Below are 19,441 nucleotides of genomic sequence, written 5' to 3' on the forward strand. Positions count from 1 at the left end.
ACTCTATAACGCGTTAGGGATCTTCCTGCCGCTTATCGCCGTTAACTGCGCCATTTTCGGCGGCGTGTCGTTCATGGTGCAGCGTGATTACAACTTCCCGGAATCCATCGTCTACGGCTTCGGCTCCGGCATCGGCTGGATGCTGGCGATCGTGGCGATGGCGGGGATCCGCGAAAAAATGAAGTACGCCAACGTGCCCGCCGGCTTGCGCGGGTTAGGGATCACCTTTATCACCACCGGGTTGATGGCGCTGGGCTTTATGTCCTTCTCCGGCGTGCAGCTATAAGGGCGAATAAGTATGGAAATTATTCTTGGCGTCGTGATGTTCACGCTGATTGTGCTGGTGCTGTCGGGGCTTATCCTGGCTGCGCGCTCAAAGCTGGTGAACGCGGGCGACGTGGTTATTGAGATCAATAACGAAGCGGATAAACAGATCCGCACCCCGGCGGGTGACAAACTGCTGAACACGCTGTCCAGCAACGGTATCTTCGTCTCTTCCGCCTGCGGCGGCGGCGGCTCCTGCGGCCAGTGTCGGGTGACCATCAAAGAAGGCGGCGGCGATATTCTGCCGACCGAGCTTTCGCATATCACCAAACGCGAAGCCAAAGAAGGGTGCCGCCTGGCCTGCCAGGTGGCGGTGAAGCAGAATATGAAAATTGAGCTGCCGGAAGAGATTTTCGGCGTGAAAAAATGGGAGTGCGAGGTTATCTCTAACGATAACAAAGCCACCTTCATTAAAGAGCTCAAATTACGGGTGCCTGATGGTGAAGCGGTGCCGTTCCGCGCCGGCGGCTATATTCAGATCGAATGCCCGTCGCATAAAGTGGCCTATGCCGACTTTGATATTCCTGATGAATATCGTTCAGACTGGGACAAATTCAATCTGTTCCGCTATGTCTCTGAGGTGAAAGAGCCGACCCTGCGCGCCTACTCGATGGCTAACTATCCGGAAGAGAAGGGCATCATTATGCTCAACGTGCGCATCGCCACGCCGCCGCCGAAGGTCCCGGATGCGCCGCCGGGGATCATGTCGTCCTATATCTGGTCGCTGAAGCCTGGCGATAAGGTGACGATTTCCGGGCCGTTCGGCGAGTTCTTTGCTAAAGAGACCGACGCTGAGATGGTGTTTATCGGCGGCGGCGCCGGCATGGCGCCGATGCGCTCGCATATCTTTGATCAGCTTAAGCGGCTGCACAGCACGCGCAAAATCAGCTTCTGGTACGGCGCCCGTTCGCTGCGCGAGATGTTCTACGATGATGAGTTCGAGCAGCTGGCGCGCGACAACCCTAACTTTACCTTCCACGTCGCGCTCTCCGATCCGCTGCCGGAAGATAACTGGACCGGGCATACGGGCTTTATCCATAATGTTCTGTATGAAAACTATCTGCGCGACCACCCGGCGCCGGAAGACTGCGAATTCTATATGTGCGGGCCGCCGGTGATGAACGCCGCGGTGATAAAAATGCTCAAAGACCTGGGCGTCGAAGATGAGAACATCATGCTCGACGACTTTGGAGGCTGACGATGCTGACGGTATTTGTCGCGACCTTTGTGATTTTTGCGCTGGTGATCCTCGGCATGTCGCTGGGCTACCTGGTGAAGCGCAAGAGCATTCAGGGCAGCTGCGGCGGGATCTCGTCGCTGGGGCTGGAGAAAGTCTGCGACTGTCCGGAACCGTGTGACGCGCGTAAGAAACGTCTCGCTCGCGAGGCGCAGCGTCAGCAGCGGCGTATTTTGTAATGCCCGGCGGCGCTGCGCATGCCGGACCTGCGGCTTCGGTTTTGTAGGCCGGGTCAGGCGCAGCCGCCACCCGGCATAAAGCGGCTCCGTGCCCGGTGGCGCTGCGCTTGCCGGGTCTGCTGCTTCGGTTTTGTAGGCCGGGTCAGGCGCAGCCGCCACCCGGCGAAATAACAGCGCAACCGGAGATGTCCCTGCTCGCGCTGCGCTTAGCAGGACTACCACTTCTGTGTTATTTCCGGGCAGATTGCGCTCCCAATATTTCTTCTGCGTTATGTCACTCATGGCGCAGGGAGCGCACAGGGGGCGGCCAGTCGCCGCCGCCCCCTGTACCCCCGGGCTCCGGCCAGCAACATCGCCACTGCGTGGTGCCTTCGACTTATCCCTTCAGGCTTCGGGTCGGGCCGAGGCAGCATCCGTGCAAAACACGGCCCTCAGCCCGCATCCATGCGGGCTGCCCCGGCCTTCCGGGAACGTCTCAGCGATGTTGAGGCCGCCAGCACCGGCAGTTTCAGTTGCCCCAGGCCCGGCGGTGATTTGGGACCGTAGGCCGGGTCAGGCGCTAGCCGCCACCCGGCAATAGCATGCCAGCAATGTGAGGCCGCTTTCGTGGCCTTTTTAGCCGTTGACTCCCTTACTGCCAGCTTTTCGCCTGTGCCGGAGAATCCACCATCACCCCGTCGGCGCCCAGCTCCTTCGCCGTGCGGTAGTCTTCCGCACTGTTGATGCCGAAGAAAATAATGTGCGCTTTGCCCTGTGAGCGGAAGCAATCCATCGCCTCTTTATCCCAGGTGAGCGTTGCCGGGGAGATCCCTTCGCCAAGGGTAAACTTCTCCACCACCTCCACCTTGCGCTTCAGCTCCAGCCCATACCACTGCTCGCCCTCGTGCTGGCTGCTCAGTTGACACTGGTGGCTGAGTGAAATAGTCGCAAGTTTAGTGCGAGTCTCGCTGCGGGTGACGAAGCGGGGAATAGCCGATGGCAGGGCGGCGATATAGCGGTCATCGGTGGAATAGACCCGCACGCGATCGAGGCTGTCGGTGGCTTTTAACACCGCCAGCAGGCGTTCGCCCATCACCGCCGGTTCGGCATCTGGAGATTTGATATCGATATAGAAAAAAGTGTGCGGCCACTGTTGCAGCACGCTTTGCAGGGTCGGGATCGTGGCCTGCTTACCGCGCCACGGGTGGCTGTCATCCCCCCATTTCCAGCCGGCGTCGACTTTCGCCAGCTCGGCGGCGGTTAAGCTGGAGACCTTACCCTCGGCGTTGGTCAGGGCGGAGAGATCGCTTGAACGGTAGAGTACCGGTACGCCGTCGCGGCTTAACTGCACCGTGACCCAGATGGCCTCAGCGTGGTTCTCCAGCGCCAGTTTAATGGCCGGCAGGGTATTTTCCGGCGCATCGCCGGTACCGCCGCGGTGGGCAATCAGCTGTGGGTTAGCTAAAGCGCTGCTGGTGGCCAGCAGGCAAAGGGCGGTGAGTCGTTTCTTCATGATTGTATCTTTCAGATTAGTTGATTAACGTTATGAAAATAAACATGATTTATTGCACTTTTATGTTGTCAGCGTTTTTTTGACCACCGCAGTAAAAAAAGCATCAAACTGGCGCGCATTTTTTGTTATGCTGTATGGGTATACAGTGTTGAGTCTGACGATGCGTAAAATTATCCATGTCGATATGGACTGTTTCTTTGCAGCGGTGGAGATGCGCGACAACCCGGCGTTGCGTGATATCCCCCTCGCGATAGGCGGCAGTCGGGTACAGCGTGGCGTGATTAGTACCGCGAACTATCCTGCGCGTAAGTTTGGTGTGCGCAGCGCCATGCCGACGGCAACGGCGCTCAAGCTGTGCCCGCATCTCACGCTGCTTCCCGGCCGCTTCGATGCCTACAAAGAAGCCTCGAATCATATCCGCGAAATTTTCTCCCGCTATACCTCGCGCATTGAGCCGCTGTCGCTGGATGAAGCCTACCTTGACGTCAGCGACAGCGTGCATTGTCACGGGTCGGCCACTCTGATAGCTCAGGAGATCCGCCAGACCATCGAACGGGAGCTGCGCCTCACCGCTTCGGCGGGCGTGGCGCCGGTGAAGTTTCTCGCTAAAATCGCTTCCGATATGAATAAACCCAACGGCCAGTTCGTTATCGCTCCCCATCAGGTGGCAGAGTTTGTGCGGGCGCTGCCGCTGGCGAAAATACCCGGTGTCGGAAAGGTGTCGGCGGCGAAGCTGGAAAATATGGGCCTGCGTACCTGTGGCGATGTGCAGAACAGCGATCTGGCCATGCTGCTCAAGCGCTTCGGTAAATTTGGCCGTATTCTGTGGGAGCGCAGCCACGGGATTGATGAGCGGGAAATCCATAACGATCGGCAACGTAAATCGGTGGGCGTGGAGCGAACGTTAGCGGAAGATATCCACGAATGGTCAGCGTGCGAAGCGATTATCGAAAATCTCTATCCCGAACTGGAGCGGCGGCTGGCGAAGGTCAAACCGGACCTGCTGATCGCCCGCCAGGGGATTAAACTGAAATTCAATGACTTCCAGCTGACCACTCAGGAGCACGTCTGGCCGCGGCTGAACAAAGAGGATCTGATTGCCACCGCCCACAAAGCCTGGGATGAGCGGCGCGGCGGACGGGGCGTGCGTCTGGTTGGGCTCCATGTGACGCTGCTCGATCCGCAACTGGAAAGGCAGCTTTTATTAGGGATTTAACCATGCATATTCGTGCTTACCGCGACAGCGATTTGCCATTGCTCTGCCAGATCTTTCTGCGCGCGGTGCAGGAAACGGCGAGCCGGGACTATACCCCGGCGCAGATTGCGGCCTGGGCACAGGTGGATGAGACGCGCTGGCGACAAAAGCTGGCTGACTCAATCGGGCGGGTGGCCGTGGTTAACAATCAACCGGTTGGCTTTATCACCGCCATCGGGACGCATATCGATTTGCTCTTTGTCTCGCCGGATCACGCCCGGCAGGGTATCGGCGGCGCGCTTATCGAGGCGCTCTGCGCTCAGTATCCTGCGCAAATCCTGACGGTGGACGCCAGCATTACCGCAAAGCCCTGTTTTACGGCCCATGGATTTAAAGTGGTGGCGGAGCAGCGGGTGGCGGCCCGTGGGGAGTGGTTTATTAACTACCGGATGGAAAAACGCGTGGCGCTAAGGTGATGCGGGGGAAAACCGGCGGCAGACTGCCGCCGGTGGTGGGGCTTATTTAGCCGGAATGGCTTTCAGCAGCTCGGTCAGCAGCGTCCAGTACTGGCCGACGCTCTCGATATGTACCTGCTCATCCGGGGAGTGCGGACCGGTAATGGTTGGCCCGATGGAGACCATGTCCATCTCCGGATACGGTTTTTTGAACAGACCGCATTCCAGACCGGCGTGGATGATCTGGATGTTCGGCGTCTTGTTGAACAGACGCTGGTAAGTCTCGCGCACCAGGTGCATTACCGGCGAGTTGGCGTCTGGCTGCCAGCCAGGGTAAGCGCCTTTGGCTTCGGTTTTCGCCCCCGCCAGTTTACCCAGAGAATCCAGCATGCTGACCACGTAGTCTTTGCCGCTGTCGATCAGCGAGCGGATCAGGCAGTGGATCTGCACGTTGTCATCGGTCATGGTGACGACGCCGACGTTCAGCGAAGTTTCCACTACGCCTTTCGCCACGTCAGAGTTGCGGATAACCCCGTTCGGCGTGGCGTTCAGCAGGCGGATGAAACCGTCGCGGGAAGTCTGCGTCAGCGCTGCTTTGTCGTTATCGACCGCTTCCAGGAGCACTACCAGGTTCTTCTCTTTGGCCTCCAGCTCGTTTTTCAGCAGCGCCTGGTAAGTATTCACCAGCGCTTTCAGCGCATCGGCTTTATCCGCGGCGACGGCGACGGTCGCGTATGCTTCGCGCGGGATGGCGTTGCGCAACGTACCGCCGTTGAAATCGACCAGACGCAAATCCAGCTCATCGGCGTGGCCGGCGAGGAAGCGCGACAGCAGCTTGTTGGCGTTACCCAGACCCAGGTGAATGTCACCGCCGGAGTGGCCGCCTTTCAGCCCTTTTAAGGTTACTTTAAAGCTCTGGAACCCGGCCGGAATCGCTTCTCGGGTCAGCGCCAGGTTAGAGGTGAAATCGATCCCGCCGGCGCAACCCATGTAGATTTCGCCTTCTTCTTCGGAGTCGGTATTGATCAGGATCTCCGCCTGCAGCCAGTTGGCCTGCAGACCGAACGCGCCGTCCATACCGGCCTCTTCGGTCATGGTCAGCAGCACTTCCAGCGGGCCGTGAGCGACGCTGTCGTCGGCCAGCACCGCCAGTGCGGACGCCATCCCGATGCCGTTATCCGCGCCCAGCGTGGTGCCGCGCGCTTTCACCCATTCGCCGTCAATGTACGGCTGGATCGGATCTTTGGCGAAGTCGTGGACGGTATCATTGTTTTTCTGCGGCACCATATCGAGGTGCGCCTGCAGCGCTACCGGCTTGCGGTTTTCCATACCGGCAGTCGCGCCTTTACGAATCAGAATGTTGCCAACCTGGTCACGTTCCGCGTGTAAGCCTTTTTCTTTTGCCCAACCCATAATGTGCTCGGCGAGCTGTTCTTCGTGATAGGACGGGTGCGGGATGGAGCAAATCTTGGCAAAAATATCCCAAAGCGGCTGCGGGGATAGTTGAGACAGTTCAGACACGGTAAGTCTCCTTACAGACTCCTGCATACAGCGGTTGCAGGACGAGGGTTAGCGTTAAAATACACAACAAGCCCGGGCTTGCGCGATGGGGTTGAGAATACCACTTTCCACCGCCGCAGGTAGTGTAAACAACGCAAAAAGCGTTGCGCAAACCGCTTAACACTGGTTTTTAGTGCGTCAGATCTCTATAATCTCGCGCAACCATTTTCCCCCTCGAACATTATTTAAGCCGTATTACACAGGCTGGGACACTTCACATGAGCGAAAAATACGTCGTCACCTGGGACATGTTGCAGATTCACGCCCGCAAACTGGCCAGCCGTCTGCTGCCGGTTGAGCAATGGAAAGGCATTATTGCCGTCAGCCGCGGTGGACTGGTACCGGGAGCCTTACTGGCGCGTGAACTGGGCATTCGTCATGTTGATACCGTATGCATCTCCAGCTACGACCATGATAACCAGCGCGAGCTGAAAGTGCTGAAACGCGCGGAAGGCGATGGCGAAGGCTTTATCGTTATCGACGATCTGGTGGATACCGGCGGTACCGCCGTGGCGATCCGCGAAATGTATCCAAAAGCACACTTTGTCACCATTTTCGCCAAGCCGGCAGGCCGCCCGCTGGTGGACGATTACGTTGTGGATATTCCGCAGGACACCTGGATTGAACAGCCGTGGGATATGGGCGTGGTGTTTGTACCGCCTATCGCAGGTCGTTAATTCTTCAGGACAGTGCTATTTACCACGCCCGGCTTGCCGGGCGTGGTTTTTTTTATCCTTTAGCAGGTTACAATAACAGGAGTGGCACTACGACGGAGGCTGCACATGTCACAGGCTAACCTCAGCGAAACGCTGTTTAAACCCCGCTTCAAACATCCCGAAACCTCTACGCTGGTGCGTCGGTTTTCCGCCGGAAAACCGCAGGCGATGCAGTCGGCGCTGAGCGGCAATCACGTCGATCACTGGTACCGTCTGATCAACCGTTTGATGTGGATCTGGCGCGGCGTGACCCCGCAGGAGATCCTCGATGTGCAAGCGCGCATTGTGATGAGCGAGGCCGAACGAACGGATCCAGAACTGTTCGATACCGTTATCGGCTATCGCGGCGGCAACTGGATCTTTGAGTGGGCGAAAGAGGCCATGCAGTGGCAACAAAAGGCCGGGCAGGAAGCCGATCCTTTGCTGAGCGGCCGCCACTGGTTGCATGCATCGAACCTGTATAGCATTGCCGCTTATCCGCATATTAAAGGCGATGAGCTGGCCGAACAGGCGCAGGCTTTAGCCAACCGGGCGTATGAAGAGGCCGCCCAGCGGCTGCCGGGCTCGCTGCGCGAACTGGAGTTCACCATCCCTGGCGGTTCGCCAATAACCGGCTTTTTGCATATGCCAAAAGGCGATGGGCCGTTTCCGACGGTGCTGATGTGCGGGGGCCTGGACTCACTGCAGACGGATTATTACAACCTGTATGAGAACTACTTCTCACCGCTCGGTATTGCCATGCTGACGATCGATATGCCTTCCATCGGCTTCTCGTCAAAATGGACGCTGAATCAGGACACCAGCCTGCTGCACCAGCACGCGCTGCGCCATCTGGAAAATGTACCGTGGGTCGATCATACCCGGGTCGCGGCCTTTGGCTTCCGCTTTGGCGCCAATATCGCGGTCCGTCTGGGTTACCTGGAGCCGCAGCGGCTGAAGGCTGTGGCGTGTCTGGGCCCGGTCGTTCATGGTCTGCTGGTGGATCCCCTGCATCAGGGGCGCGTGCCGGAGATGTATCTTGACGTGCTGGCCTCGCGGCTGGGTATGCATGACGCGTCCGATGAAGCGCTGCGCGTGGAGCTCAACCGCTACTCGTTAAAAACCCAGGGACTGCTGGGGCGCCGTTGCCCGACGCCGATGCTTTCCGGCTTCTGGAAGGACGATCCGTTCAGCCCCGAAGAGGAGTCGCGGTTAATCACTTCGTCATCTGCCGATGGCAAACTGCTGGAGATCCCGTTTAACCCGGTGTATCGCAATTTTGATCACGCATTGCGACAGATCGCCCGCTGGATCAATCATAGATTTGGTTAATTTATTGCTAAATTCTATTGGTTTGGTAAAACAGTTGCATCACTAAAGGAGATCGCAATGACGTTACCAAGTGGACACCTGAAAAGTAAGTTGATCAAGAAATTCACGGCGCTAGGGCCTTACATTCGCGAAGAGCAGTGCCATGACAACCGTTTCTTTTTCGATTGCCTGGCAGTTTGCGTCAATGTTAAGCCCGCACCGGAGAAGCGTGAATTCTGGGGCTGGTGGATGGAAATGGAAGCACAAGAGTCACGTTTCACCTATAGCTACCAGTTTGGCCTGTTCAATAAAGAAGGTTCATGGCAGGCGGTCGACATTGACGACCCGGAAGTGAGCGAGAGACTGGAAAAAACGCTACGCGAGTTCCACGAGCGCGCGGCAGCACTGCTGACCACCTTTAATCTGAAGCTGGAACCGGCCGACGATTTCAGCGAACCGGTTCGCCTGCGGGCCTGATTGATCTACGGATACGATTTCTCCACGCCCGTGCGGCGTGGAGGAGCGTGCCGCCATACCCGTAATTTCAACCCCACCATCTGACTCACCCTGCCTGCGGCGACAGCTTGCCAGCCATCGCCTGTTGAATAATCGGGATAGGGGTCAGTAAGTGCTCGCGCATCAGCGCGCTGGCTCGTTCGGCATCGCGCGCCAGAATGGCGTCCAGCAGGGTCTGGTGTTGAACATGTTTGTCTTCCAGCATCTCCACCGACAGCACGGTGGTGCGCAGCCAGATGAAACGGTAGCGCGCCGCCAGATCGAACAGCCTTTCGCGCATCTGCAGCAGATACTGGGAGCCGCAGCCGGCGACGATGGCGGTGTGAAACGCCTGATGGCGCTGGTCCCATTCATCGAGTAAGCGCTCACTGGCGTCACAGGACTCCAGCTTGTTGAGCAGATGGGCGCGGGCCAGCAGCTCGGCTTCCCACTCGTCGCCGCCGCGTTCGATGGCGAGGCGCACCAGCATGGCTTCCATATTGGCGCGCGCGTCGAAGATATCGAGAAGCTCCTGCTCCGACATGGGCGCCACCCGATAGCCTTTCTGATTAACCACCGTCACCAGCCTTTCCGCCACCAGCTGCGAGAGCGCCTCCCGCAGCGGCCCGACGCCGAGCTCATAGCGCGACGTCAGCAGGCTCATTCGCAGCTTCTCATCGGGTTGGTAGACCCCGCGGATGATGTCGTTTTTCAGCCAACGGTACCCGTCAATGGCCGTCGCCTGGGGAATGGCGGTCATGTTCTTACTCCTGAATACTCTTCCCGGCGGGCGCCGGGAACAGGGTTAACGCGTATTTTGCAGCGGCAGTTTTTGCCACAATACCAGCTTTTTCCAGCGCGACATAATCGGGACTGTACAAATAATTCCCAATGCTAACAGGCCGGTAGAGATCACCTCCAGCTGCTGCGCCGGACGGAACAGCATCACCACCAGCACGAAGGTGATAAAGGCGATCACCAGCCAGGTCAGGTACGGATAGAGCCACATTCTCAGACGGATCTCGCCGCCTTGCGCCTGAAGGATTTTGCGCATCCGCAGTTGTGAAACGGCGATCACCAGATAGACCAGCAGGGCGATGGCGCCAGAGCTGTCGATGAGGAATTTAAACACCTTCGCGGGCGCATAGTAGTTCACCACCACGGTGAGGAACGCCGCGCCGGTGGAGAGCAGCACCGCCACGTACGGAGTTTTGCTGCGGTTGGTCCGGCCCATGATGGCCGGCGCATCGCCGCGACGGCTCAGGGAGTAGAGCATCCGCGAGGCGGTATACAGCGCCGAGTTCAGACAGCTGGTGACCGACAGGAGGATCACACCGTCCATAATCAGCTTCGCGTAGGGAATATGCAGCAGCTCGAGCACCGAGCGGTAGGAACCGATGCTCTTCAGCCCCGGCATATTCCATGGGATGAGGGCGACGACGATAAAGATCGAGCACAGATAAAAAATAGAGATACGCCAGATCACCGAGTTGGTGGCGCGGACGATGTGTTTATCCGGCGTGTCCGATTCGGCGGCGGCAATGGTGACGATCTCCGCGCCCATAAAAGAGAACATGGTGATCAGCATCGCGCTCAGCACCGCGCCGAAGCCGTTCGGCATAAAGCCGCCGTGGTCCCACAGCCGCGAAATGCCGCTGACCTCGGCATAGGGATAAAAACCGGTAATGGCGACCGCGCCCAGTACGATAAACGCCAGAATAGCGATCACTTTGCACAGCGCCAGCCAGAACTCGAATTCGCCGTAGTTCTTGACGCTCAGCAGGTTACTGCCGGTGAGGGCGAGAGTGATGACCAGGGAGAACAACCACACAGGGACGCCCGGCACCCACGAATGCAGAATAATCGCCGCGATATTGGCTTCCAGCGGAATAACCAGTACCCAGAACCACCAGTACAGCCAGCCGATGGTATACCCCGCCCAGCGGCCGATGGCTTTGTCGGCGTAGGTGGAAAAGGAGCCAGTATCCGGCGTGGCGACGGCCATTTCGGCCAGCATACGCATAATCATCACCACCAGCAGCCCGGCAAACAGATAGGCCAGCAGCACCGCCGGGCCCGCTTCGGCAATGGCGACGCTGGAGCCGACAAATAAACTCGCGCCGATCACCCCGGCGATAGATAACATCGTGACGTGGCGCGACTTCAGTCCCGCCCCTAAATCCTGTGATTGCGACAGTTGCCCCATCATTTACCCTCTCGAAGTGTGTCACCTGGGAGAGCGCCCCGACATTCCCGCGCCGGGGCACGCGTATTATTGTTGTTTTGCAGGTCTCGTCTTCATTCCCTTACGAACGTACTTCGCTTCCGCATGTGTTCTGTTCTATGCCTGTTTCGCCTCGGTAAAGCAGTCGGCGATGATCTTGAGACCCTGCTCGATCTGCGCCTCTTCAATGGTCAGCGGCACCAGGATGCGCAGCACGTTGTAGTACGGCCCGCAGGAGAGCAGGATCAGGCCTTTGTCGCGGGCGCGGGCGACGATATCCGCCGTCAGCCTGGCGTTAGGCTTGCTGCGGTCGCCCTCTTCAAACAGCTCAATGGCGATCATCGCCCCCAGGCCGCGAACGTCACCGATCTCCGGATGATCTTCTGCAATCGCCAGCAGGCCCTGGCGCAGGGTGTCGCCAAGCTGGTTGGCTTTTTCCAGCAGGTTCTCCTGCTCGAAAATCTGTAATACCGCCAGGGCGGCGGCGCAGGCGATGGGGTTGCCAGCGTAGGTGCCGCCGAGTCCGCCGGGGGCGATGGCATCCATCACCTCCGCCCGCCCGGTGACGCCCGCCAGCGGGAAACCGCCGGCGATGGATTTGGCGAAGGTGGTGATATCCGCCGCCACGCCCATCTGCTCCATGGCGAACAGCGTGCCGGTACGGCCCGCGCCGCTTTGGACCTCATCGGCGATGAGCATAATGCCGTGCTCGTCGCACAGGGCGCGCAGGCGCTGCATAAAGGCCGGGGAGGCGGCATAGAATCCGCCTTCACCCTGCACCGGCTCGATAATGATGGCGGCGATATCTTCCGGCGCGGCGTCATTTTTGAAGATGCGATGGATGCTGGCGATCGCCTCGTCATCACTGACGCCGTGCAGCGCGCACGGGTAGAGGGCGCGATAGACGTGGCCCGGCATTAACCCCATACCGGCGGAGTACGGGTTCACTTTCCCTGTTAGCGACAGGGTGTAATGGGTACGGCCGTGATAGGCGCCGGTGAAGGCGATGGCGCCGCTGCGCCCGGTTGCCGCGCGGGCGATTTTCACCGCGTTCTCCACCGCTTCCGACCCGGTGGTGACCAGCAGGGTTTTCTTGGCGAAATCACCGGGCACCTTCTGGTTCATCTTTTCGCACAGCGCCAGATAGGGCTCGTAGGCCAGTACCTGGAAGCAGGTATGAGATAGCTTTTTCAGCTGGTCTTCGACGGCGGCGACAACCTGCGGATGCAGATGGCCGGTATTGAGCACCGCGATACCGCCGGCAAAATCGAGATATTCCCGGCCTTCGACGTCCCACACCCGGCAGTTCTCCGCGCGTTCGGCGAAGATAGGGTGGATCTGGCCGACGCCGCGCGGGACCGCATCGCTGCGACGCGCCATCATTGCTTTATTGCTGTTCATCCATCGCTCCTGTTAAAGGCCAATACACATATATTTGATTTCTAAGTAATCTTCGATGCCGTACTTCGACCCTTCGCGGCCGAGGCCGGAGGCCTTGACGCCGCCGAACGGGGCGACTTCGGTGGAGATAATGCCGGTGTTAATCCCGATAATGCCGTATTCCAGCGCTTCGCCGACGCGGAAGACGCGGCTCAGATCGCGGGCGTAGAAATAGGCGGCGAGGCCGAATTCGGTATCGTTGGCCTGGGCAATGACGTCGGCTTCATCCTTAAAGCGGAACAGCGGCGCCAGCGGGCCGAAGGTCTCCTCTTTCGCCACTTTGGCGCTGTCGGGAACGTTGACCAGGATGGTCGGCTGGAAGAAGTTGCCGCCCAGGGCGTGCGGTTTGCCGCCGGTGACGACTTTCGCGCCTTTGGCGATGGCGTCGGCAATATGTTCTTCAACTTTGGTGACGGCTTTCTCGTCGATCAGCGGGCCGGTGGTGACGCCATCCTGCAGGCCGTCGCCGATGCGCAGTTTTTCCACCGCCTGCTGCAGTTTTTCAGCGAAACGGTCATACACCCCGTCCTGGACGTACAGTCGGTTGGCGCAGACGCAGGTCTGCCCGGCGTTGCGGAACTTCGACGCCAGCGCCCCTTCGACGGCTTTATCAAGGTCGGCATCATCAAAGACGATAAACGGCGCGTTGCCGCCGAGTTCCAGGGAGACTTTTTTGATGTCTTTCGCGCACTGCTCCATCAGCTGGCGGCCAATCTCGGTCGAGCCGGTAAAGGAGAGCTTGCGCACCAGCGGGTTGCTGGTCAGTTCGCCGCCGACGGCCCCGGCGGAACCGGTGACCACGTTGAACACCCCGGCGGGGATCCCGGCGCGATTGGCCAGTTCGGCCAGCGCCAGCGCTGAAAACGGCGTCTGGCTGGCCGGTTTCAGGACCATGGTGCAGCCTGCGGCCAGCGCCGGGCCCGCTTTGCGGGTGATCATCGCCGCCGGGAAGTTCCACGGGGTGATGGCGGCGGTAACGCCGATGGGCTGCTTAATCACCAGCAGGCGTTTGTCGGCCTGATGGCCGGGAATGGTATCGCCGTAAATGCGCTTACCTTCTTCGGCGAACCACTCAATAAAGGAGGCGGCGTAGCTGATTTCGCCTTTGGCTTCCGCCAGCGGTTTTCCCTGCTCGAGGGTCATCAGGCGGGCGAGATCGTCCTGATTCTCCATCATAAGATCGAACCAGCGGCGCAGAATATTCGCCCGCTCTTTGGCGGTCAGGGCACGCCAGGCGGGAAGGGCGCGATTGGCGGCTTCAATTGCTTCGCGGGTTTCGTCGGCGCCCATTTTCGGCACACTGCCGAGCTGCTCGCCGTTGGCCGGGTTGGTCACCGCAATCATATCGCCGTTGGGCGCATCGCGCCACTGACCATCGATCAGCGCCTGCTGGCGAAACAGTGTCATATCGTTGAGTTGCATAATCGCTTCCTGTCTTAAGGGGGTTAACGGGTAAAAGCGGCGTGTAGTGTCTCCACGCTACGTGCCGCACGCAGCGTGCGTCCGGGATTGCTCTGGCTTTCCAGCAGGGTCTGCACCTTGCTGACGATGTGCGCGCCGATCGGGATAGCGGAGGTGGCCGCCGGCGATGGCGCATTGCAGGTATGTATCGAACGCGCGGTGGTGACGAAGAGAAAATCGTCGATCAGTTTGCCCTGCGGCGATACCGCCTGCGCCCGCACGCCGGCGGGCCACGGGCGTAAATCGCTCAGCGTCAGGCTCGGGCAGTATTTCTGCACCAGCCGCAGATAGCCGCTTCTGCACAGCGAATTCTTCATTTCGCCCAGTCCGGAGCGCAGGTTGTTTTGCAGTACCCGGCGGATGCCGGGCGAGGTGAGGATCTCCAGGGTATCGGCCAGCGAGATATCGCGCTTGCGGTAGCCTTCGCGCTTCAGAGCCAGCACGGCGTTGGGGCCGACGGTGACGCTGCCGTCGATCATGCGGGTCAGGTGGACGCCGAGGAACGGCATCGCCGGATCGGGGATCGGATAGATCAGATGGTTGACGATCTGGTTGTGCTGCGGCGCCAATTGAAAATATTCGCCGCGGAACGGACAGATGATAAAGCCGGGATCGACGCCGAGCATTTTCACCAGCCGATCGGCCATCAAGCCCGAACAGGCGATCAGCGTCGAGGCCTCATATTCTCCGCCCTGGCGGGTGCGGATCACCACGCCGCTGGCATGTTCTTTCAGGGCACTGACTTCGGCGTCGTAGACGATCGTTCCGCCTTTTGATTCGAAGATCTTCGCCATCGCCGCCGCCACGTCGCGGTAGCTGACGATGCCGCTGGAAGGGACGAAGATCCCGCCGAGCCCGGTAATGTTCGGTTCGCGCTCGCGTAGCTCCCCGGCGCTTAGCCACTCGCGCTGCAGGCCGTTGGCGGCGGTGCGATCCCACAGGGCGCGCATCCGCTCCATCTCCAGCGGCGAGGTGGCGACCAGCATTTTGCCGCAGACGTCATAGCGGATGCCGTTCTGCTCGCAAAACGCTTTGGTGGCGCGGTTGCCGGCGAGGCAAAACTGCGCCTTGAGGCTGCCGGGGGTGTAATACACCCCGGCGTGGATCACGCCGCTGTTGTGGCCAGTCTGATGGCAGGCCGGACCGGTCTCTTTTTCCAGCAGCGCAATGCGGGCGTCCGGGTAAATCTCAATTAACTGCATGGCGGTCGACATGCCGATGATGCCGCCGCCGATAATCACGAAATCATACATCCGCTCAATTCCTTCGCCTGAGAACCCTTATTGATGAGTCTGGTAATGATTCGTGGAATACGCAAAGTAGCCGCGCTGGCGCATCAGTTCGCGGCGCAGGTCCGGGTGCGGCGTAAACCGGTCGCGGCCGTGCAGCCAGAACAGGTTGTTAATCAGCAGGAATTTGCCCACCGGCACCGGTATTGAAAGGATGTTTTTGCTGGTTTCCAGCGCGTCGGAAAGGCGGCTCAGCCAGGTGCCTTCTTCAAAATCTTTCGGCTGGACGAACTGGTCGATATAGCGCATTACCGGACGGCCCAGCGAATCGACGTCGAACACCGGGTGGAAAACATCCTTGCTGACGTTTTTGCTCGGCGGCGCGGCCCAGCGCATTGGGCGGCGAGCCAGCGGGTCGCGGAAAAATTCGTCGAGATGCTCCCAGTCGTCGAGATGCAGCAGCAGGGAATTACCGCCCTGCATGTTCTGCTCGTCGATCTTCATCATTAACACGTAGTCGGTTTGCTCTTCGACGTAGGTGCCGTCGTTGTGCAGCTCCATCACCCGGTGCGGCTGGCGCAGGTAGCTGTCGGAGTTATCGACATTTTTCACCACAAAGCGAGCGTAATACTGACCGCTCATGGCGTCGAAGTTGGAACGGCCAATCAGATGGGCGACGGCGGTGGCCAGCTTGACCATCTCCTCGGCCTGGCTGACGTTATCGATCCCTTCGCCGTTGATCAGCAGCGCGCCTTCCGCACGATCGAGCAATGTTTTGATCAGCAACGGCTGCAGCTGATTGCCGCACAGATCGTCGAGGATCTTGCCGACCTGGAAGCGTAAGAAAGATTTGTACTCCAGCGCCTGCACCGGCCACTGCGCGACCTGCTGCAGGAACTGCGTGGTTGTTTCGGCGGAAAAGGTGAGCTCCAGCAGGCGCGGCGACTGTGCGGAAGGGGCAATGGAAAAGCCCGGATATGGCTGGGCTAACGGCGCGGGTGTCGGTTTTACTGCGGTCAGGGCGTTCATCAGGATCGTTCCTCGCTGTAAGGTCAGGGTGATGTTCATTTCGTAGCCATAAATTAAAAATATCTACATTTTTATAAAATGCGTACGAAATGGCCTTTTTGTTTCTATTTTGTGATCTGACAACAATTATTTAACAATGCGGGAGGGAGATAAGGTGGTGGTTAACCTTGAGGAACAGAGCGGGTGGCGGAAAGCGCAAAATGCGGGGGAGGCTGAGGGGAAATCGTAATACCGGTCACAGTTTTTAATCTGCGCCATACCCTTATGAACTGAGGGTGTTAGTATTCAGCGCGTTAATACCTTTCAATGCTTACCGAGGCTTCGATGCTGGAGAATGTCATTATCAGATAATCAGTTCCCCGACCTGCCCAGGCCGGACTGATTATCGCTGCGCTTAAACCTTACGCACACACCTGCGGGTGTAGGCATGTTTTCGCATATGATAATGAACAGGTTTCAGTATGAATTTATCCCGTCAGGAACAACGGACCTTACACGTTCTCGCCAAAGGTGGCCGTATTGCGCACGTCCGCGATACCTCCGGCCGCATTACCGCCGTCGAATGCTACACCCGGGAAGGACTGTTGCTGAACGACTGCACCCTCGCGGTCTTCAAAAAGCTCAAAACCAAAAAGCTGATTAAGTCGGTGAACGGCCAGCCGTACCGGATCAACACCACTGGTTTGAATAACGTTCGCGCGCAGGCGGACAACCGCTGATACAGCGACCCGGGCAGGGTCGCTGCCCGGGCGTATGGCTCTCAAGGAGAAACACCCATGATCGATATCCCTCGCATTTTTACTATCAGTGAAAGCGAACACCGTATTCATAACCCTTTTACCCCTGAAAAGTACGCCACCCTGGGACGGGCGCTGCGGATGGCGCCGGGCACCGGCATTCTTGACCTCGGCAGCGGCTCCGGCGAGATGCTCTGTAGCTGGGCGCGCGATCATCAGATCGTCGGCACCGGCGTGGACATGAGCCTGCTGTTCAGCCAGCAGGCGACCGCCCGTGCAGAAGCGCTCGGGGTAAGCGACCGGGTAACCTTTGTGCATCAGGATGCCAGCGGATACGTCGCCAGCCAGCCGTGCGATATTGCCGCCTGCGTGGGGGCCACGTGGATCGGCGGCGGGGTGGCCGGCACGATTGCGCTGCTGAAGCAGAGCCTGCGGCCCGGCGGCATGCTGCTGATCGGCGAGCCATGGTGGCGTAAACGTCCGGCCACGGCGGAAGAGGCGGTTGCCTGCGGCGCGCAGACTCCCGATGACTTCCTGACGCTGCCGGCGCTGGTCGCCCACTTTGGTGAACTGGGCTATGACGTGGTGGAGATGGTGCTGGCCGACCAGGAGGGCTGGGATCGTTATGAAGCGGCGAAATGGCTGACGATGCGCCGCTGGCTGGAGGCCAATCCGCACGATGACTTCGCGCCGGAGGTTCGCCAGCAGTTGACCACCGCGCCGCTGCACCATGTCACCTGGACCCGGGAATATCTCGGCTGGGGCGTGTTTGTCCTGATGGCGCGTTAACCGGTATGTCGGTAGCGTCAGGAGGCGCTACCGACCATCTTCAGACCTTCAGTTCGTCGTAGCTGACCATGACGTGCTGGCGAAAGGCAGGCCGTTCGGTTAGCCGTGCATAGTAAGCCGCCAGATGGGGGAGGGAATGACGGGTGATGTCGATGGCAAAGTAGCGGTACAGCACATGGCCAAACTGGATGTCGGCCAGGGTGAACGTATCGCCCACCAGATAGCGACTGCCGGCGAGACGTGCCTCGGCAATCGCCAGCTTTTTCTCCAGGGCCGTCACCGCCGCGGCGATGGCCTGCGGATCCCGCTCGGCGGCGGGCGTGCGCACCACGCGCCAGAACACTGGCGCCGTAAAGCCGAGGGCAATATTCTGCTTTGACCACTCGGCCCAGCGATCAACCTCAGTGCGGGCCAGCAGATCGCCCGGCCAGAAGGCGTCATCGGCGTAGCGACTGGCTAAATAGCGAAGGATCGCGCCCGTTTCCCACAGCGGCGGATTATCGCCATCCTGCAGCACTGGCACCGTGCGATTGGGATTGAGCTGATAAAACGCCTCGCTGTCGGTACCACCATAGCGATGCCCCACGTCGAACCGGAGATAGTCCAGCCCAAGCTCGCCAACACACCACATCAGCGCCTGCACGTTAGAGGAGGTTTTTCGGCCCCAGATGGTCAGCATTGAGATCTCCAGAGAACAGGGAAAGAAGGAGCATAGCAGGTTGGGTTGAAAACGTGAGGGGGAAAAGATGAGTGGTACAGCGGTGTATATGTTGTGGGGAAGCATGTTATCCCCTTGCGATAACGCGAATTCATCCCTACAAAGGTATAATGACCATCAATATGGCGCTTGTATAAAATAATGCAGCAATCATCTTTGAACGAGAATAAGGCGAGGGAGTGGAAACGTTAGTTATTCTGGCCGTAGTCGTATGGATACTTTTCAAGCTGGTACAAAAGGTTACGAGCAAACTCTATCCTCAAGACTCGGTGAAGGTACAGGAGAAACCCGACACGACACCAGCGACGGATGCCTGGGGAAATTACCCTAAAGCTGAAGGGCATGTCGTTTTATTCGAACAGTTCCGACGTGAGCAGGCGCAGCGGCAGCAAGCTGCTAAAGAGGCTGAGACATTCTACCGCTCAAGGGAGTGGCGGCGTTTACGTTACCAGGCGTTCCAGCGCTACGGCAATAAATGTTGCGTATGCGGGCGCGGCGCCAGTGACGGGATGGTGATGCACGTTGATCATATAAAACCGCGTTCTCTTTACCCGCATTTAGCCCTCGATATTGCCAATCTGCAAATCATGTGCAACGAGTGCAACGTCAGTAAGGGCAACAGAGATGAGGTTGCGTGGCAATAATAAAGACAGGTTAGCGGCTATGTGCTATTCCCCAGGTATTAAAATGTTCGTAACGAACAAATAAGCAAGTCTTGACGGAATGAATCCGCAATGACGCTTTTATTTCGTTACAGCAGCTCATTGGTGAATTCCTTCATCACCGCATTTGTCGGTAGCGCCATTTGCCTTGCGTTAGTCCTGCTCATTTTCAATAAAGTGAGATGACTGCCAGTGGCTGGAGATCAATG

Annotated in this window: 20 protein-coding genes; 11 read left to right on the top strand and 9 right to left on the bottom strand. The window is 58.6% G+C overall.

What is annotated here, in order from left to right:
* The 3 genes from CW267_RS15370 to nqrM form a co-directional block, all read left to right on the top strand.
* Positions 1 to 286: Rnf-Nqr domain containing protein (locus tag CW267_RS15370; protein ID WP_319826673.1), on the top strand; the 286-nt coding region annotated here is incomplete at its 5' end.
* Positions 287 to 298: 12 nt separating this feature from the next.
* Positions 299 to 1,522 (top strand): NADH:ubiquinone reductase (Na(+)-transporting) subunit F, encoded by a 1,224-nt coding sequence (gene nqrF, locus CW267_RS15375; RefSeq protein ID WP_008805267.1) that lies wholly within the window; start codon positions 299 to 301, stop codon positions 1,520 to 1,522.
* A 2-nt stretch (positions 1,523 to 1,524) separates the two neighbouring features.
* Positions 1,525 to 1,740 (top strand): (Na+)-NQR maturation NqrM, encoded by a 216-nt coding sequence (gene nqrM, locus CW267_RS15380; protein WP_004204638.1) that lies wholly within the window; start codon positions 1,525 to 1,527, stop codon positions 1,738 to 1,740.
* Positions 1,741 to 2,371: 631 nt separating this feature from the next.
* On the opposite strand, the gene CW267_RS15395 is transcribed toward nqrM, so the two are convergent.
* Positions 2,372 to 3,232 carry a glycerophosphodiester phosphodiesterase family protein gene (locus CW267_RS15395; RefSeq protein WP_032734852.1) on the bottom strand — a complete coding sequence of 287 codons (861 nt, stop codon included), beginning with the start codon at positions 3,230 to 3,232 and terminating at the stop codon, positions 2,372 to 2,374.
* 160 nt (positions 3,233 to 3,392) lie between these two features.
* Between CW267_RS15395 and dinB the strand changes: the two genes are divergently transcribed.
* Together dinB and CW267_RS15405 are read left to right on the top strand one after the other, a co-directional pair.
* Positions 3,393 to 4,448 carry a DNA polymerase IV gene (dinB, locus tag CW267_RS15400; RefSeq protein WP_044650061.1) on the top strand — a complete coding sequence of 352 codons (1,056 nt, stop codon included), beginning with the start codon at positions 3,393 to 3,395 and terminating at the stop codon, positions 4,446 to 4,448.
* 2 nt (positions 4,449 to 4,450) lie between these two features.
* Positions 4,451 to 4,903, top strand: coding sequence for a GNAT family N-acetyltransferase (locus CW267_RS15405; RefSeq protein ID WP_008805270.1), 453 nt, complete (start codon positions 4,451 to 4,453; stop codon positions 4,901 to 4,903).
* A gap of 42 nt (positions 4,904 to 4,945) precedes the next feature.
* Here CW267_RS15405 and pepD read toward each other — a convergent pair whose 3' ends face one another.
* On the bottom strand, positions 4,946 to 6,403 hold the full coding sequence (gene pepD / locus CW267_RS15410; RefSeq protein ID WP_060876703.1) for a cytosol nonspecific dipeptidase: 1,458 nt from the start codon (positions 6,401 to 6,403) through the stop codon (positions 4,946 to 4,948).
* A 257-nt stretch (positions 6,404 to 6,660) separates the two neighbouring features.
* Here pepD and gpt point away from each other — a divergent pair, with 257 nt between their 5' ends.
* From gpt to crl, 3 genes are all read left to right on the top strand, one after another.
* On the top strand, positions 6,661 to 7,119 hold the full coding sequence (gene gpt / locus CW267_RS15415) for a xanthine phosphoribosyltransferase (RefSeq protein ID WP_002889733.1): 459 nt from the start codon (positions 6,661 to 6,663) through the stop codon (positions 7,117 to 7,119).
* A gap of 105 nt (positions 7,120 to 7,224) precedes the next feature.
* Positions 7,225 to 8,469: an esterase FrsA gene (gene frsA, locus CW267_RS15420; RefSeq protein ID WP_012542786.1), complete on the top strand. Its 1,245-nt coding sequence runs from the start codon at positions 7,225 to 7,227 to the stop codon at positions 8,467 to 8,469.
* Between the two features lie 57 nt (positions 8,470 to 8,526).
* Positions 8,527 to 8,925, top strand: a complete 399-nt coding sequence (crl, locus tag CW267_RS15425) for a sigma factor-binding protein Crl (protein WP_004178681.1) — start codon at positions 8,527 to 8,529, stop codon at positions 8,923 to 8,925.
* Positions 8,926 to 9,010: 85 nt separating this feature from the next.
* Here crl and csiR read toward each other — a convergent pair whose 3' ends face one another.
* The 6 genes from csiR to glaH form a co-directional block, all read right to left on the bottom strand.
* Positions 9,011 to 9,703, bottom strand: coding sequence for a DNA-binding transcriptional regulator CsiR (csiR, locus tag CW267_RS15430; protein ID WP_008805273.1), 693 nt, complete (start codon positions 9,701 to 9,703; stop codon positions 9,011 to 9,013).
* A gap of 45 nt (positions 9,704 to 9,748) precedes the next feature.
* Positions 9,749 to 11,149: a GABA permease gene (gene gabP, locus CW267_RS15435; RefSeq protein ID WP_002889795.1), complete on the bottom strand. Its 1,401-nt coding sequence runs from the start codon at positions 11,147 to 11,149 to the stop codon at positions 9,749 to 9,751.
* A gap of 135 nt (positions 11,150 to 11,284) precedes the next feature.
* Positions 11,285 to 12,568, bottom strand: coding sequence for a 4-aminobutyrate--2-oxoglutarate transaminase (gene gabT, locus CW267_RS15440; RefSeq protein ID WP_008805274.1), 1,284 nt, complete (start codon positions 12,566 to 12,568; stop codon positions 11,285 to 11,287).
* Between the two features lie 12 nt (positions 12,569 to 12,580).
* Complete coding sequence (gene gabD, locus CW267_RS15445; RefSeq protein ID WP_100781129.1) at positions 12,581 to 14,029, bottom strand: NADP-dependent succinate-semialdehyde dehydrogenase; 1,449 nt, start codon at positions 14,027 to 14,029, stop codon at positions 12,581 to 12,583.
* A 23-nt stretch (positions 14,030 to 14,052) separates the two neighbouring features.
* Positions 14,053 to 15,321 carry an L-2-hydroxyglutarate oxidase gene (lhgO, locus tag CW267_RS15450; RefSeq protein ID WP_100781128.1) on the bottom strand — a complete coding sequence of 423 codons (1,269 nt, stop codon included), beginning with the start codon at positions 15,319 to 15,321 and terminating at the stop codon, positions 14,053 to 14,055.
* Between the two features lie 27 nt (positions 15,322 to 15,348).
* A complete protein-coding gene (gene glaH / locus CW267_RS15455) occupies positions 15,349 to 16,326 on the bottom strand; it encodes a glutarate dioxygenase GlaH (protein ID WP_012542782.1) in 978 nt (325 codons plus the stop codon).
* 461 nt (positions 16,327 to 16,787) lie between these two features.
* Between glaH and CW267_RS15460 the strand changes: the two genes are divergently transcribed.
* Entirely contained in the window at positions 16,788 to 17,045 is a 258-nt protein-coding gene (locus CW267_RS15460) for a YjhX family toxin (protein ID WP_008805277.1), read from the top strand.
* A gap of 57 nt (positions 17,046 to 17,102) precedes the next feature.
* Positions 17,103 to 17,852 (top strand): SAM-dependent methyltransferase, encoded by a 750-nt coding sequence (locus CW267_RS15465; protein WP_023322103.1) that lies wholly within the window; start codon positions 17,103 to 17,105, stop codon positions 17,850 to 17,852.
* 40 nt (positions 17,853 to 17,892) lie between these two features.
* Here the strand turns inward: CW267_RS15465 and CW267_RS15470 are convergent, their stop codons facing one another.
* The gene (locus CW267_RS15470; RefSeq protein WP_100781127.1) at positions 17,893 to 18,531 is read right to left on the bottom strand and encodes a glutathione S-transferase family protein; all 639 of its coding nucleotides are present in this window, start codon (positions 18,529 to 18,531) and stop codon (positions 17,893 to 17,895) included.
* A gap of 218 nt (positions 18,532 to 18,749) precedes the next feature.
* Here CW267_RS15470 and CW267_RS15475 point away from each other — a divergent pair, with 218 nt between their 5' ends.
* Positions 18,750 to 19,214: an HNH endonuclease gene (locus CW267_RS15475; RefSeq protein WP_004191854.1), complete on the top strand. Its 465-nt coding sequence runs from the start codon at positions 18,750 to 18,752 to the stop codon at positions 19,212 to 19,214.
* The last annotated feature ends 227 nt before the right edge of the window (positions 19,215 to 19,441 follow it).

The organism is Klebsiella sp. X1-16S-Nf21 (assembly GCF_002837615.1).
In the GTDB taxonomy this organism is placed as follows: Bacteria; Pseudomonadota; Gammaproteobacteria; order Enterobacterales; family Enterobacteriaceae; genus Klebsiella; species Klebsiella variicola.